The following is a 13,284-nucleotide window of genomic DNA, read 5'->3' on the forward strand; positions in this document are numbered from 1 at the left end:
TTACCCCTGTCGAAACTGTTCACCCGTCAAAGCATCTCTGATTTCCGAGGGATTCAAACGTCCGCCGGTATTACCTTCAACCACTGGAAAATCTTCCCCGAACTGCGCTCGTACTTCCTCTACCGTTCTGCAGGGTGCCAGTCCACTCAGATTGGCACTGGTAGAAACTAATGGCTTGCCATAAGCCTGGCACAATGCAACCACCAGCGGGTGATCCGTGACGCGCACGGCGAGCGAATCAAAACGACCGGTTAGCCAACGCGGCGTTGTCGCAGGAGCCGGGAAAACGAAGGTGACAGGGCCAGGCCAGCGAGCGAAAACTGCTTCACGTTGAGCATCGGTGAGCATACTGTCATCAATATACGGTTTGAGTTGATCAAAGCTTGCTGCAATCAAAATCAAACCTTTATCAATTGGACGTTGTTTGAGTTCCAACAGACGCATTACCGCCGTTTCGCTGTCAGGATTGCAACCGACACCAAAAACGGCTTCTGTTGGATAAGCGATGACATTTTCTTGTTGCAGAACCTCTATCGCGGCAGCGATGGGGTCCGTAGGCAGGTTTTTATTCACTTTTTATTCCGCCGGGATCGGCTTTCCACATTGTTTACTGGCACAGAAATGCTTCGCACCCTGCGCGGTTTTCTTTTCGATGAGTAGCGGATAGTGGCACTCTGGACACTCTCCCGCTAACGGTTTGAAGTTAATGACAAACTGACACTCCGGATAGCGATCGCAGGAGTAGAAGGTTTTGCCATAACGTGAACGCCGCTGAACCAAGTGGCCCGTCTGGCATTGGGGGCACACTACTGCGGTTTCATCAGGCTTATCGATAAGCTCAGTGTGATCGCAGGCAGGGTAATCACTGCACCCAATAAACATACCGAATCGTCCCTGCCTCAGCACCAGTTCAGCGCCACATGCAGGGCAGAATTTACCCTCCAGAACTTTGACTATATGTCCGTCCGCAGATGATTTCAGCGGACGGACATAATCGCATTCTGGATAGTGTGAGCAACCAAGAAACGGGCCGTGTTTCCCGGAACGAATAACCAGTTCAGCCCCACATTGTGGGCAGGGCTCGTTTTTACGCACCGTAAACAGTGCTGATTTAGCCATAACAACTCATACTGAATGAAGATTGATTAATGCAGCATACCTTCATTCACTTCAAAGAGTAATTCTTCCATTTGCTGATAGGCATTTTCGCAGCCTGGAATGTTGAACAGAACCATCAGGATCACCCACTTCAGGTCTTCCAGATCAAACTCAGCCGTATCCAGCGCAAGTACGCGCTCTATCACCATTTCTCGCGTTTCGAGGTTTAGCACCTGAATCTGCTCCAGGAATAGCAGGAACCCCCGACAGCTCGCATCCAGCCGATCGCACTCTTCTGCAGTATAAATACGTACAGAAAGGGGATCTGATGCAAGCTGCATAGGTTCTGCAAGGCCGTCCTGATAATCAGCAAGCTTTTCCAGCCACAGTAACGCGTTGTAGATGTCTTCACGATCAAAACCAGCGTCGGTAAGATCCCGTTCCAGTTTGTCCTGATCCACCCGCAGCTCAGCTTCGTTATGAATATATGTCTCAAACAAATACATTAGTACGTCGAACATGGCTTGCCCTCCTCAATCGGACATAGCCGCCGGGTACAGCTGCGATCCATCCTGCTAACTCCAGTTCGAGCAGTTGAGCCACTACCTCTGGCACAGGTTGGCCGGCACGTTCAGCGACGACGTCAACAGGTGTTACCTCATCTCCTACGTTAGCCAGGAGCTCTGAAAATGGCAATGCCACCTCTTCGTGATCCGGCGAATAAATTGATTTTTCAGGCTCATCTGGCAGCCATTGCAGCCCATATTGCAAACTTTCCAGTATTTCCTCTGGTGCCGTCACAAGCATGGCTCCCTGCTGAATGAGCCAATGGGGACCTTCACTTCCCGGACTCCCTATCGGTCCAGGCAAAGCAAAAACCTCCCGTCCTTGTTCCAGCGCACAGCGTGCAGTGACTAATGAGCCACTACGCTGTGCCGCTTCAACAACCAGTACTCCCTTACTTAGACCACTAATAATGCGATTTCGTCGAGGAAAATTACGCGGTAAAGGGAGCATATCCAAAGGAAACTCGGACACCAGAGCACCTCCGGCCTCTATCAAACTTTCGGCAAGACGAACATGTCGCCGTGGATATATAGTTTCCAAACCATTTCCCAGTACCGCAATACTGGCCCCGTGTGTGTTTATCGCTGCAGTATGCGCCACACCGTCAATCCCTTTAGCCAGTCCGCTAGTGATCGTCACACCACATGCTGAAAGCTTTTCGCAGAACAACCGCGCCCATCGTTCGCCATACCAGGAGTACTGCCGACTGCCGACAACAGCAACTTGAAATGAGTGAAGACACTCAGGGCGGCCAGCAATGAAAAGTACGCCAGGGTAATCCTCAATAGCACGCAGTTGCGGCGGAAAATACTTGCTGTCGGCAAAAACCAGATGATGATGGGGTAACTCAAGCCAACGCAGCGTTTTTTCCAGTGACTGTTCAGAAAAGGCCAGAAAACGTTCGACCTGGCGAGGAGTGAACCCTGCATGCCGAAGTACCGTATTGTTAATACTCGGTTGAGCGATAAGCCAGCGAGCAGTGCGCACCATCTCATCACCATACAGTTCATTCACTTGTGCTAAACGTAACCAAATCTCAATATGGGTCATCCCTGTTCCCCTGCCACAAGCAGTCCTGGCAATCTTTGCGATTGGTCACTGATGCTGTCAATCAGAGCGGGTTTTGTCTAGAATAGAGGTAATAATCTTTCCAATTCCTGAACACAACTCTGGATAACTATGTCAGTTTTGCAAGTGTTACATATTCCGGACGAGCGTCTTCGCAAAGTCGCAAAGCCGGTTGAAGAAGTGAATGCAGAAATTCAGCGTATCGTTGATGATATGTTCGAAACGATGTACGCCGAAGAAGGTATCGGTCTGGCCGCAACACAGGTCGATATTCATCAGCGCATCATTGTTATTGATGTCTCTGAAAACCGTGACGAGCGTCTGGTACTCATTAACCCAGAGCTGCTGGAAAAAGACGGTGAAACGGGCATTGAAGAAGGCTGCCTGTCTATTCCTGAACAACGTGCATTAGTACCGCGCGCTGAAAAAGTAAAAATTCGTGCGCTCGATCGCGACGGTAAGCCTTTTGAACTGGAGGCCGATGGCCTGTTGGCTATCTGCATCCAACATGAAATGGATCACCTGGTCGGTAAACTGTTTATCGATTATCTGTCTCCGTTGAAGCAACAACGTATTCGTCAGAAAGTTGAAAAACTCGACCGCCTGAACGCCCGAGCTTAAGGACAAGAATCAACGTGTCAGACTCACTACGTATTATTTTTGCGGGTACACCTGACTTTGCAGCGCGTCATCTCGACGCGCTGTTGTCTTCTGGACATAACGTCGTTGGGGTGTTTACCCAACCGGACCGCCCTGCGGGACGTGGTAAAAAGCTGATGCCCAGCCCGGTAAAAGTGCTGGCGGAAGAAAAAGGGATACCCGTTTTCCAACCTGTATCTCTTCGTCCCCAGGAAAACCAACAACTGGTTTCTGATCTGCACGCTGATGTAATGGTGGTGGTGGCATATGGCCTGATTCTGCCAAAAGCCGTACTGGACATGCCGCGTCTGGGTTGCATCAACGTTCATGGTTCTCTGCTTCCACGCTGGCGTGGGGCCGCACCGATCCAGCGTTCATTGTGGGCAGGCGACACCGAAACAGGTGTAACCATCATGCAGATGGATGTCGGTCTGGACACCGGAGATATGCTGCATAAGCTGTCGTGCCCAATTACGGCAGAAGATACCAGCGGTTCGTTATACGACAAGCTGGCAGATTTAGGGCCTCAGGGGCTGATTGAAACGCTAAAACAGCTTGCTGCTGGCACAATAAAACCAGTTGTTCAGGATGAATCTCTGGTTACGCATGCAGAAAAACTCAGCAAAGAAGAGGCACGTATCGACTGGTCGCTTTCGGCCACTCAGTTGGAACGCTGTATCCGCGCCTTTAACCCGTGGCCAATGAGCTGGCTTGAAATCGAAGGTCAGCCAGTGAAAGTCTGGAAAGCTTCTGTTATTGCTGTGAACACACAGTCTGCACCAGGCACCATCCTCGAGGCGACAAAGCAGGGCATCCAGGTCGCAACAGGCGACGGCATCCTGAATCTCATCGCTTTACAGCCTGCCGGTAAGAAAGCGATGAGCGCACAGGATCTGCTCAATTCGCGTCGGGAGTGGTTTGTGCCCGGGAATCGTCTGATCTGACGGTTCATCTCTTTTAAAGCCCGGAGCCTCCGGGCATTTTTATTTTTGCGCTTATGAAAAAACATCTTAATTTACGCAGTATGGCGGCCCAGGCTGTCGAACAGGTTGTCGAAAAGGGCCAATCGTTGAGTAACGTACTGCCCGCCATGCAGCAAAAAGTAGCCGACAAAGATAAGGCGCTGTTGCAGGAACTTTGCTTCGGCGTATTACGCACGCTCTCCCAACTGGAGTGGATGATCCAGCAGCTGATGGAACGTCCAATGACGGGCAAACAGCGCACCGTTCACTATCTGATCATGGTGGGCTTCTACCAACTACTGCATACCCGTATTCCACCGCACGCTGCGCTGGCTGAGACTGTCGAAGGTGCGGTTGTCATAAAGCGTCCGCAGCTTAAAGGGTTGATCAACGGCGTGTTGCGCCAGTTTCAGCGTCGTCAGGATGAACTGCTGGCCGAGTTCGCGCAAAGCGATTTACGTTTCTTACACCCTTCCTGGCTGGTGAAACGTATTAAGGCCGCTTATCCGCAGCAGTGGGAAGCTATTCTTGAAGCCAATAATCAGCGACCACCGATGTGGCTGCGTGTCAATCGTAACCACCATACCCGCGATGCCTGGCTGGACCTGCTTAGCGAAGTGGGGCTAACCGGCTTCCCGCATCCCGATTATCCGGATGCCGTGCGTCTGGAAACACCGACTCCTGTGCACGCCCTCCCAGGCTTTGATGAAGGCTGGGTAACCGTCCAGGATGCTTCAGCTCAAGGATGCGTAACCTATCTGTTGCCGGAGGACGGCGAACAGATCCTTGACCTGTGCTGCGCGCCGGGCGGTAAAACGACGCACATTCTGGAAGTTGCTCCGCAAGCTAACGTGATGGCCGTCGATGTCGATGAGAAACGCTTATCGCGCGTTTACGACAATCTGAAACGCCTCGGCATGAAGGCAACCGTAAAACAGGGTGATGGTCGATATCCACAACAATGGTGTGGCGAACAACAGTTTGACCGTATTTTGCTGGATGCTCCGTGTTCTGCCACCGGGGTGATTCGTCGCCATCCGGATATCAAATGGCTGCGCCGCGACCGGGATATTGCCGAACTTGCCCAATTGCAGGCCGAGATCCTGAATGCAACCTGGTTACATCTTAAACCTGGCGGCACGCTGGTTTATGCAACGTGCTCTATCCTGCCAGAAGAAAACCAGCAGCAAATTACCGCCTTCCTGGCACGCACGCCGGATGCGGTATTAAGCGAAACCGGTACGCCGGAAAAACCCGGACGTCAGAATTTACCAGGTGCGGAAGATGGCGATGGCTTCTTTTACGCTAAGCTAATCAAAAAGTGATGAGATAACGGGTCGCGACTGATGAAAATTATCATTCTGGGCGCAGGGCAAGTTGGCGGTACGCTGGCTGAAAACCTGGTCGGAGAAAACAACGATATCACGGTAGTCGATACCAATGGTGAACGCCTGCGCAGCCTGCAGGACAAGTTTGATCTCCGCGTCGTGCAAGGGCACGGTTCACATCCTCGCGTACTGCGTGAAGCTGGGGCCGACGATGCCGATATGCTGGTTGCCGTAACCAGCTCAGATGAAACAAATATGGTTGCCTGCCAGGTAGCTTATTCACTGTTTAATACGCCTAATCGCATCGCCCGTATTCGTTCACCGGATTATGTTCGTGATGCGGACAAGCTATTCCAATCCGATGCGGTACCTATCGATCACCTGATTGCGCCGGAGCAACTGGTTATCGATAGCATTTATCGACTGATTGAATATCCGGGTGCATTGCAGGTAGTCAATTTTGCCGAAGGTAAAGTCAGTCTGGCAGTAGTAAAAGCCTATTACGGCGGGCCGCTTATCGGTAATGCGCTGTCAACAATGCGTGAACATATGCCGCACATCGATACCCGCGTTGCGGCGATTTTCCGTCATGACCGACCAATCCGTCCACAAGGTTCTACGATCGTTGAAGCGGGTGATGAAGTCTTCTTTATTGCGGCATCACAGCATATTCGCGCCGTAATGAGTGAACTGCAGCGTCTGGAAAAACCCTACAAGCGTATTATGTTAGTGGGTGGCGGTAATATCGGTGCTGGTCTGGCCCGACGTCTGGAAAAAGATTACAGCGTCAAACTGATCGAGCGCAATCAGCAACGGGCATCCGAGCTTGCGGAGAAATTGCAAAATACGATCGTCTTTTTCGGTGATGCCTCGGATCAAGAGCTGCTGGCTGAAGAACATATTGATCAAGTTGATCTGTTTATCGCAGTGACCAACGATGATGAAGCGAATATCATGTCGGCGATGCTTGCCAAACGGATGGGTGCCAAGAAAGTGATGGTGTTAATCCAACGCAGAGCATACGTCGATCTGGTGCAAGGTAGCGTGATCGATATTGCTATTTCACCGCAGCAGGCGACCATCTCCGCGCTGCTCAGTCACGTACGTAAAGCTGACATTGTCGGCGTTTCTTCACTACGCCGTGGCGTCGCGGAAGCCATTGAAGCCGTCGCACACGGGGATGAAACAACATCTCGGGTTGTGGGACGCTCAATTGATGAAATTAAACTTCCACCCGGTACCATTATTGGTGCGGTAGTGCGAGGTAACGACGTGATGATAGCCAATGACAACCTGCGTATTGAGCAGGGTGATCACGTTATCATGTTCCTGACAGACAAAAAGTTTATTACTGACGTCGAGCGACTATTCCAGCCAAGTCCTTTCTTCCTGTAATAATTTGGGCGCGAATACAGCGCCCTTTTTATTTCCCTTTATATTTCATGGTCTAATAAATTTTCCTTTCGGCAATACATAAATGGAAATTGCCTAAACATTTGTTAAACTTATAAACGTCAGCTGCATAGGGAGAATAAAATGAGCATTATTAAAGAGTTTCGCGAATTCGCGATGCGCGGGAATGTTGTCGATTTGGCAGTGGGTGTCATTATTGGTGCGGCATTCGGTAAGATTGTTTCATCGCTGGTTGCCGATATCATCATGCCGCCACTGGGGTTGTTAATTGGTGGGATCGATTTTAAACAGTTTGCTTTGACATTACGCGATGCGCAGGGAGACATCCCGGCTGTCGTTATGCATTACGGTGTATTTATTCAGAACGTATTTGATTTCATTATTGTGGCGTTTGCTATCTTTATGGCAATCAAACTGATCAACAAACTGAATCGTAAAAAAGCGGAAGAGCCGGCTGCACCGCCAGCTCCCTCGAAAGAAGAAGTATTGCTGAGTGAAATTCGTGACCTGCTGAAAGAACAAAATAACCGTTCTTAAGCACTCACTGAAACCAGAAGGCCAGTGGTAAAAAAGTGATTCACTTTCTTGCCACTGGCCTCCCAGTTACCCCGATTGCCATGTTTACCTTTACGCAGATAACTACCTTTACCTTTTTTATTCTTCTCAACGCGCTGTCTGAACAGTGGGTCATGCAGAAGCGCCTCAATGGCGTTGTCTTTTATCTGCCCTTTGGTGTGCTGATAACGACTCATAATATCTCCAGTTTGTAGTAATTTACGCCGCGAGTGTAGACCCGGCAGTTCAAGAAATCAACAGCCTGATATTGTTCCACTGGCGCCTTGCTCAAGAGCTTCAAGAATAGAGCAGTACACGCTGCTATGTGCCTTGCCGCAGCATGCATCATTTAATCGCTGCAGAGACCGCTGCATCGTCTGAAGTTCGGCAATACGTGCTTCGACTTCTTGCAGTCTTTCCTGGACGATCCCTTTTGATTCCTGACAGGTATGGTGTTCGGGATCAACACGGATCGAAAGCAATTCGCGGATCGACTCCAGAGTGAAACCAAGCTGGCGGGCATAACGAATAAACTTCAGGCGCTGAAGATCGCTTTCTGTATAGAGGCGAAATCCGCCTTCAGTACGCACTTCATGCTCCATCATCTGCTGCTTTTCATAGTAGCGGATAGTATCTGGCGTCACGTCAGCCAGTTTCGCTATTTCACCAATTCGGTACATGCTCTCTCCGCTATTCATCGTTGATCTTTTTTAGCAGCTTATCTGCGTAGTCACCGCGCAAAAACTCGATGCTGAGTCCAGCCTGCCGAAGTTTAAGTTCCAGCAGCGACAGTCTTCGGCTCACCTCCGGATAACTTGGATCATCTTTGCGGATCCCCGCGAGTATTTCAAGCAGCTGTATTGCTTCTCTGCGTTGCTCGAGCTCAGGAGGGAGGCAACCTGCATTTTTTAATAAACGGTATCCGGCTCGGAGTTCAGGCGGGACATGGGAGTCATCGTCAAGAGTCAGCGGTTCGCCCGTTCCCGGTAAATCATCAAACTCGCCTTTAGCTTGTGCATCAATAATATGGCGCTCTGCCCACTGGTCCAGTAACCACATACAACACTCCAGGGGATGAACAAAAAGAGTACAGATATTGTAGATAAGTGGGGATATGACGGATATAAAAAAACCCGCCGAGGCGGGTTTTTTTACGTTACTACAGATTACTCTGCAGCAGCTTCTGTTTTCTCTGAACGATCAACCAGCTCGATGTATGCCATCGGCGCGTTGTCGCCTGCACGGAAGCCACACTTCAGAATGCGAGTGTAACCACCGGCGCGGCTCGCGAAACGCGGGCCCAGTTCGTTAAACAGTTTTGCCACGATCTCGTTATCACGAGTGCGGGCGAATGCCAGACGACGATTAGCTACGCTATCAGTCTTGGCAAGAGTAATCAGCGGCTCAACTACGCGACGCAGCTCTTTCGCTTTCGGCAGAGTCGTCTTGATGATTTCATGACGAACCAGTGAACCTGCCATATTGCGGAACATAGCCTGGCGATGGCTGCTGTTGCGGTTCAGTTGACGACCACTCTTACGATGGCGCATGACCTTATCCTTCTCAGTAAAACCTTAACCTGTGATCCGGTTACTCGTCAGCGATGCTTGCCGGTGGCCAGTTTTCCAGGCGCATGCCCAGAGACAGTCCACGGGAAGCCAGCACGTCTTTAATCTCGGTAAGAGATTTTTTACCAAGGTTAGGCGTCTTAAGAAGCTCAACCTCAGTACGCTGTACCAGATCACCGATATAGTGGATAGCTTCTGCTTTGAGGCAGTTAGCAGAGCGGACAGTCAATTCCAGATCGTCAACAGGGCGCAGCAGGATCGGATCGAATTCTGGTTTCTCTTCTTTAACTTCCGGCTGACGTACATCACGTAAATCAACGAAAGCTTCCAGTTGTTCAGCCAGAATGGTCGCCGCACGACGAATCGCCTCTTCAGGATCGATTGTGCCGTTGGTTTCCATTTCGATGACCAGCTTGTCCAGGTCGGTACGCTGTTCTACACGCGCTGCTTCAACATTGTAGGCAATACGCTCTACAGGGCTGTAGCATGCGTCGACCAGCAGACGGCCGATTGGGCGCTCATCTTCTTCCGAATGAATTCGGGTAGAAGCCGGCACATAACCACGACCGCGCTGAACTTTGATACGCATGCTAATAGATGCATTCTCATCGGTCAGGTGGCAGATCACGTGCTGTGGCTTGACGATTTCGACATCCCCATCATGGGTAATGTCGGCTGCAGTCACAGGGCCAATGCCAGATTTATTCAAGGTAAGAATAACGTCATCTTTACCCTGAACTCTCACCGCCAGCCCTTTCAGGTTGAGCAGGATTTCCAGGATATCTTCCTGAACGCCTTCTTTGGTGCTGTACTCATGTAGTACACCATCAATCTCAACCTCGGTCACCGCGCAACCCGGCATCGATGAGAGCAGAATACGGCGCAGTGCGTTACCCAAAGTATGGCCAAAGCCACGCTCTAAAGGCTCAAGGGTCACCTTGGCGTGCGTCGAACTCACTTGCTCGATATCTACCAGGCGCGGTTTTAGAAACTCTGTCACAGAACCCTGCATTGTGTCCTCTCTTTGGTACTAAGCTTTACTTGGAGTAAAGCTCGACGATCAGGTGTTCGTTAATGTCCGCAGACAGATCAGAACGCTCCGGCTTACGCTTGAACGTACCTTCCATCTTGCCAGCATCAACTTCCAGCCAGGTTGGCTTTTCACGCTGCTCAGCCAGCTCCAGAGCGGCTTTCACGCGAGACTGCTTCTTCGCTTTCTCACGAATGCTAACAACGTCATTCGGACTAACCTGATAAGAAGCGATGTTAACAACACGACCGTTTACCATAATTGCTTTATGGCTGACCAGCTGACGTGCTTCTGCACGAGTGGCACCGAAGCCCATACGGTATACAACGTTGTCCAGACGACCTTCCAGCAGACCCAACAGGTTTTCACCGGTGTTGCCTTTCAGACGCGCTGCTTCTTTGTAGTAGTTACGGAACTGACGCTCCAGCACACCGTAGATACGGCGAACTTTTTGCTTTTCACGCAACTGCACACCATAGTCAGACAGACGCGGTTTACGCGCACCGTGCTGGCCAGGAGCTTGTTCAATTTTACACTTGGTATCGATCGCGCGAACGCCAGACTTAAGGAATAAGTCAGTGCCCTCACGACGGCTCAGCTTGAGCTTAGGACCCAAATATCTTGCCATTTTCTTTCTCCAACAATCCTAGAAACGACAGCGTTATACGCGACGTTTTTTCGGCGGACGACAACCGTTATGAGGGATCGGAGTCACATCAGTAATATTAGTGATGCGGAAACCAGCGGCGTTCAGAGCACGAACAGTAGATTCGCGACCTGGACCCGGTCCTTTGACCATAACTTCCAGATTCTTGATACCGTATTCTTTTACGGCTTCAGCGCAACGCTCTGCTGCAACCTGAGCTGCAAACGGAGTGGATTTGCGAGAACCACGGAAACCGGAACCACCGGCTGTTGCCCAACCCAGTGCGTTACCCTGACGATCAGTAATGGTAACGATGGTGTTGTTAAAAGAAGCATGGATATGAGCCACGCCGTCAGAGACTTGTTTTCTTACACGTTTACGTGCACGAATTGGTGCCTTTGCCATTATTCAATCACCCCGATTATTTCTTGATCGGTTTGCGCGGACCCTTACGGGTACGTGCGTTGGTCTTGGTACGCTGACCGCGAACCGGGAGACCACGACGATGACGCAAACCGCGATAGCAACCAAGATCCATAAGGCGCTTGATGCTCATGCTAACTTCACGGCGCAGATCACCTTCAACGACAAATTTGGCAACTTCGTCACGCAGCGTGTCGATTTGTTCTTCAGACAGCTCACTGATCTTAACATCTTCAGCGATACCCGCAGCAGCCAGAATGGCTTTAGAACGGGTCTTGCCGACGCCGTAGATCGAAGTTAATGCGATCACAGCATGTTTCTGATCAGGAATGTTAATGCCTGCTATACGGGCCACTATGCACTCCTACTATTTAATATGTACGCACCATGCTGAAAAGCCCGTTTTCAGGATACTCAAATGGAAACGCACAGACATACAAAAGATTGGCTGGCTAATCTAGCCAGCTCAACCCAACTTTGCAAGAAAAATATGCGAATAAATCAGCCTTGGCGCTGTTTATGCTTCGGCTCGGCACTGCAAATCACACGGATGACACCATCACGCTTAACGATTTTGCAGTTACGGCATAATTTCTTGACGGAAGCACGAACTTTCATTTTTACTCTCCGTAACTTCTCGGGCGACTGTTAACGGCCGTAGCCTTTCAGATTCGCCTTCTTCAATGCAGACTCGTACTGACTTGACATCATCAGAGTTTGCACTTGAGCCATAAAGTCCATAATCACGACAACAACGATAAGCAGTGAGGTCCCACCGAAGTAGAACGGTACTTTCATTGCATCACGCATGAACTCCGGGATCAGGCAGATAAAGGTAATGTAGAGCGCACCAACCAGAGTCAGGCGGGTCATTACTTTATCGATATACTTCGCCGTTTGCTCTCCCGGACGAATTCCTGGTACAAATGCACCGGACTTCTTCAGGTTATCTGCTGTTTCACGCGGGTTGAAAACCAACGCCGTGTAGAAGAAACAGAAGAAGATGATTGCAGACGCATAGAGTAACACATAAAGCGGTTGCCCAGGCTGCAAATACAGCGAAATTGTTGTCAGCCAGTTCCAACCAGTCCCGCCCCCGAACCATGACGCGATGGTCGCCGGGAACAGAATAATACTGGAAGCGAAGATTGCCGGGATTACCCCCGCCATATTCACTTTCAGCGGTAAATGTGTGCTCTGTGCAGCATAGACACGACGACCTTGCTGACGTTTCGCGTAGTTTACCACAATGCGGCGTTGACCACGCTCAACAAATACAACAAAGAACGTCACTGCGAATACTAATACTGCAACCAACAGCAACACGAGGAAGTGCAGGTCGCCTTGACGCGCTTGCTCGATAGTATGGGCAATGGCTGGCGGGAGTCCCGCGACAATACCGGCGAAGATAATGATTGAGATACCGTTGCCGATACCACGTTCAGTAATCTGTTCACCCAACCACATCAGGAACATCGTCCCTGTAACCAGACTTACAACAGCGGTGAAATAGAATGCAAAGCCTGGGTTCATCACCAGGCCCTGCATACCAGGCATATTCGGCAGACCGGTAGCAATACCGATCGACTGGAATATAGCCAGCACCAGAGTACCGTAACGGGTGTACTGGCTGATCTTACGACGACCAGACTCCCCTTCTTTCTTAATTTCTGCCAGCGTTGGATGAACCACCGTCAGCAGCTGGATAATGATCGACGCCGAAATATACGGCATGATCCCCAGAGCAAAGATAGAAGCACGGCTGAGTGCACCACCAGAGAACATGTTAAACATTTCAATGATGGTGCCTCGCTGTTGCTCAAGCAGTTTGGCAAGTACAGCGGCATCAATACCAGGGATCGGAATGAAAGAGCCAATACGGAACACAATCAGCGCGCCGATTACAAACAGCAGTCTGCGTTTCAGCTCGCCTAAGCCACCTTTGGCACTTTGAAAATCTAATCCCGGTTGTTTAGCCATCTGCTAC

Annotated in this window: 19 protein-coding genes; 5 read left to right on the forward strand and 14 right to left on the reverse strand. The window is 50.3% G+C overall.

The features are described 5' to 3' along the window. Genes tsaC through dprA form a run of 4 tightly spaced genes read right to left on the reverse strand, consistent with a single transcriptional unit; the run spans position 1 to position 2,715 of the window. A complete protein-coding gene (tsaC, locus tag AL515_RS22375) occupies positions 1 to 573 on the reverse strand; it encodes an L-threonylcarbamoyladenylate synthase type 1 TsaC (protein ID WP_048213515.1) in 573 nt (190 codons plus the stop codon). 3 nt (positions 574 to 576) lie between these two features. Next, a complete protein-coding gene (locus AL515_RS22380; protein ID WP_048213516.1) occupies positions 577 to 1,119 on the reverse strand; it encodes a DNA topoisomerase family protein in 543 nt (180 codons plus the stop codon). A gap of 26 nt (positions 1,120 to 1,145) precedes the next feature. Next, entirely contained in the window at positions 1,146 to 1,619 is a 474-nt protein-coding gene (smg, locus tag AL515_RS22385; protein ID WP_005134083.1) for a DUF494 family protein Smg, read from the reverse strand. Further along, positions 1,591 to 2,715, reverse strand: coding sequence for a DNA-protecting protein DprA (gene dprA / locus AL515_RS22390; protein WP_048213517.1), 1,125 nt, complete (start codon positions 2,713 to 2,715; stop codon positions 1,591 to 1,593). Before dprA ends, smg begins: the two co-directional genes overlap by 29 nt. 129 nt (positions 2,716 to 2,844) lie before the next feature. Here dprA and def point away from each other — a divergent pair, with 129 nt between their 5' ends. The 5 genes from def to mscL all read left to right on the forward strand — a co-directional run bounded on the left by def (position 2,845) and on the right by mscL (position 7,612). Beyond that, positions 2,845 to 3,354 carry a peptide deformylase gene (def, locus tag AL515_RS22395; protein WP_040232019.1) on the forward strand — a complete coding sequence of 170 codons (510 nt, stop codon included), beginning with the start codon at positions 2,845 to 2,847 and terminating at the stop codon, positions 3,352 to 3,354. Between the two features lie 14 nt (positions 3,355 to 3,368). After that, entirely contained in the window at positions 3,369 to 4,316 is a 948-nt protein-coding gene (fmt, locus tag AL515_RS22400) for a methionyl-tRNA formyltransferase (RefSeq protein WP_061068718.1), read from the forward strand. A 53-nt stretch (positions 4,317 to 4,369) separates the two neighbouring features. Further along, positions 4,370 to 5,659, forward strand: coding sequence for a 16S rRNA (cytosine(967)-C(5))-methyltransferase RsmB (gene rsmB / locus AL515_RS22405; RefSeq protein ID WP_061068719.1), 1,290 nt, complete (start codon positions 4,370 to 4,372; stop codon positions 5,657 to 5,659). Positions 5,660 to 5,680: 21 nt separating this feature from the next. Beyond that, positions 5,681 to 7,057, forward strand: coding sequence for a Trk system potassium transporter TrkA (trkA, locus tag AL515_RS22410; RefSeq protein WP_003031153.1), 1,377 nt, complete (start codon positions 5,681 to 5,683; stop codon positions 7,055 to 7,057). A gap of 141 nt (positions 7,058 to 7,198) precedes the next feature. Continuing rightward, positions 7,199 to 7,612, forward strand: coding sequence for a large-conductance mechanosensitive channel protein MscL (mscL, locus tag AL515_RS22415; RefSeq protein ID WP_003031152.1), 414 nt, complete (start codon positions 7,199 to 7,201; stop codon positions 7,610 to 7,612). On the opposite strand, the gene arfA is transcribed toward mscL, so the two are convergent. The 10 genes from arfA to secY all read right to left on the reverse strand — a co-directional run bounded on the left by arfA (position 7,609) and on the right by secY (position 13,277). Then, positions 7,609 to 7,827 (reverse strand): alternative ribosome-rescue factor ArfA, encoded by a 219-nt coding sequence (gene arfA / locus AL515_RS22420; RefSeq protein WP_048213520.1) that lies wholly within the window; start codon positions 7,825 to 7,827, stop codon positions 7,609 to 7,611. The two genes, mscL and arfA, sit on opposite strands and share 4 nt — an antisense overlap. 57 nt (positions 7,828 to 7,884) lie before the next feature. Further along, positions 7,885 to 8,310 carry a Zn(2+)-responsive transcriptional regulator gene (gene zntR, locus AL515_RS22425; protein WP_048213521.1) on the reverse strand — a complete coding sequence of 142 codons (426 nt, stop codon included), beginning with the start codon at positions 8,308 to 8,310 and terminating at the stop codon, positions 7,885 to 7,887. 10 nt (positions 8,311 to 8,320) lie between these two features. Continuing rightward, complete coding sequence (locus tag AL515_RS22430; protein ID WP_048213522.1) at positions 8,321 to 8,689, reverse strand: DUF1992 domain-containing protein; 369 nt, start codon at positions 8,687 to 8,689, stop codon at positions 8,321 to 8,323. Between the two features lie 107 nt (positions 8,690 to 8,796). Then, positions 8,797 to 9,180, reverse strand: a complete 384-nt coding sequence (rplQ, locus tag AL515_RS22435; protein WP_001216370.1) for a 50S ribosomal protein L17 — start codon at positions 9,178 to 9,180, stop codon at positions 8,797 to 8,799. A gap of 40 nt (positions 9,181 to 9,220) precedes the next feature. After that, complete coding sequence (locus AL515_RS22440) at positions 9,221 to 10,210, reverse strand: DNA-directed RNA polymerase subunit alpha (RefSeq protein WP_003031139.1); 990 nt, start codon at positions 10,208 to 10,210, stop codon at positions 9,221 to 9,223. Between the two features lie 25 nt (positions 10,211 to 10,235). Further along, positions 10,236 to 10,856 carry a 30S ribosomal protein S4 gene (gene rpsD / locus AL515_RS22445; protein ID WP_003031138.1) on the reverse strand — a complete coding sequence of 207 codons (621 nt, stop codon included), beginning with the start codon at positions 10,854 to 10,856 and terminating at the stop codon, positions 10,236 to 10,238. Between the two features lie 33 nt (positions 10,857 to 10,889). Continuing rightward, positions 10,890 to 11,279, reverse strand: coding sequence for a 30S ribosomal protein S11 (gene rpsK, locus AL515_RS22450; protein WP_003031137.1), 390 nt, complete (start codon positions 11,277 to 11,279; stop codon positions 10,890 to 10,892). A gap of 16 nt (positions 11,280 to 11,295) precedes the next feature. After that, on the reverse strand, positions 11,296 to 11,652 hold the full coding sequence (gene rpsM / locus AL515_RS22455; protein ID WP_003031135.1) for a 30S ribosomal protein S13: 357 nt from the start codon (positions 11,650 to 11,652) through the stop codon (positions 11,296 to 11,298). A 146-nt stretch (positions 11,653 to 11,798) separates the two neighbouring features. Beyond that, complete coding sequence (rpmJ, locus tag AL515_RS22460; protein WP_000868187.1) at positions 11,799 to 11,915, reverse strand: 50S ribosomal protein L36; 117 nt, start codon at positions 11,913 to 11,915, stop codon at positions 11,799 to 11,801. A gap of 30 nt (positions 11,916 to 11,945) precedes the next feature. Then, positions 11,946 to 13,277: a preprotein translocase subunit SecY gene (gene secY, locus AL515_RS22465; RefSeq protein ID WP_001118864.1), complete on the reverse strand. Its 1,332-nt coding sequence runs from the start codon at positions 13,275 to 13,277 to the stop codon at positions 11,946 to 11,948. Between the last annotated feature and the right edge of the window lie 7 nt (positions 13,278 to 13,284).

This window comes from Citrobacter sp. FDAARGOS_156, from assembly GCF_001559235.2.
GTDB lineage: Bacteria > Pseudomonadota > Gammaproteobacteria > Enterobacterales > Enterobacteriaceae > Citrobacter > Citrobacter youngae.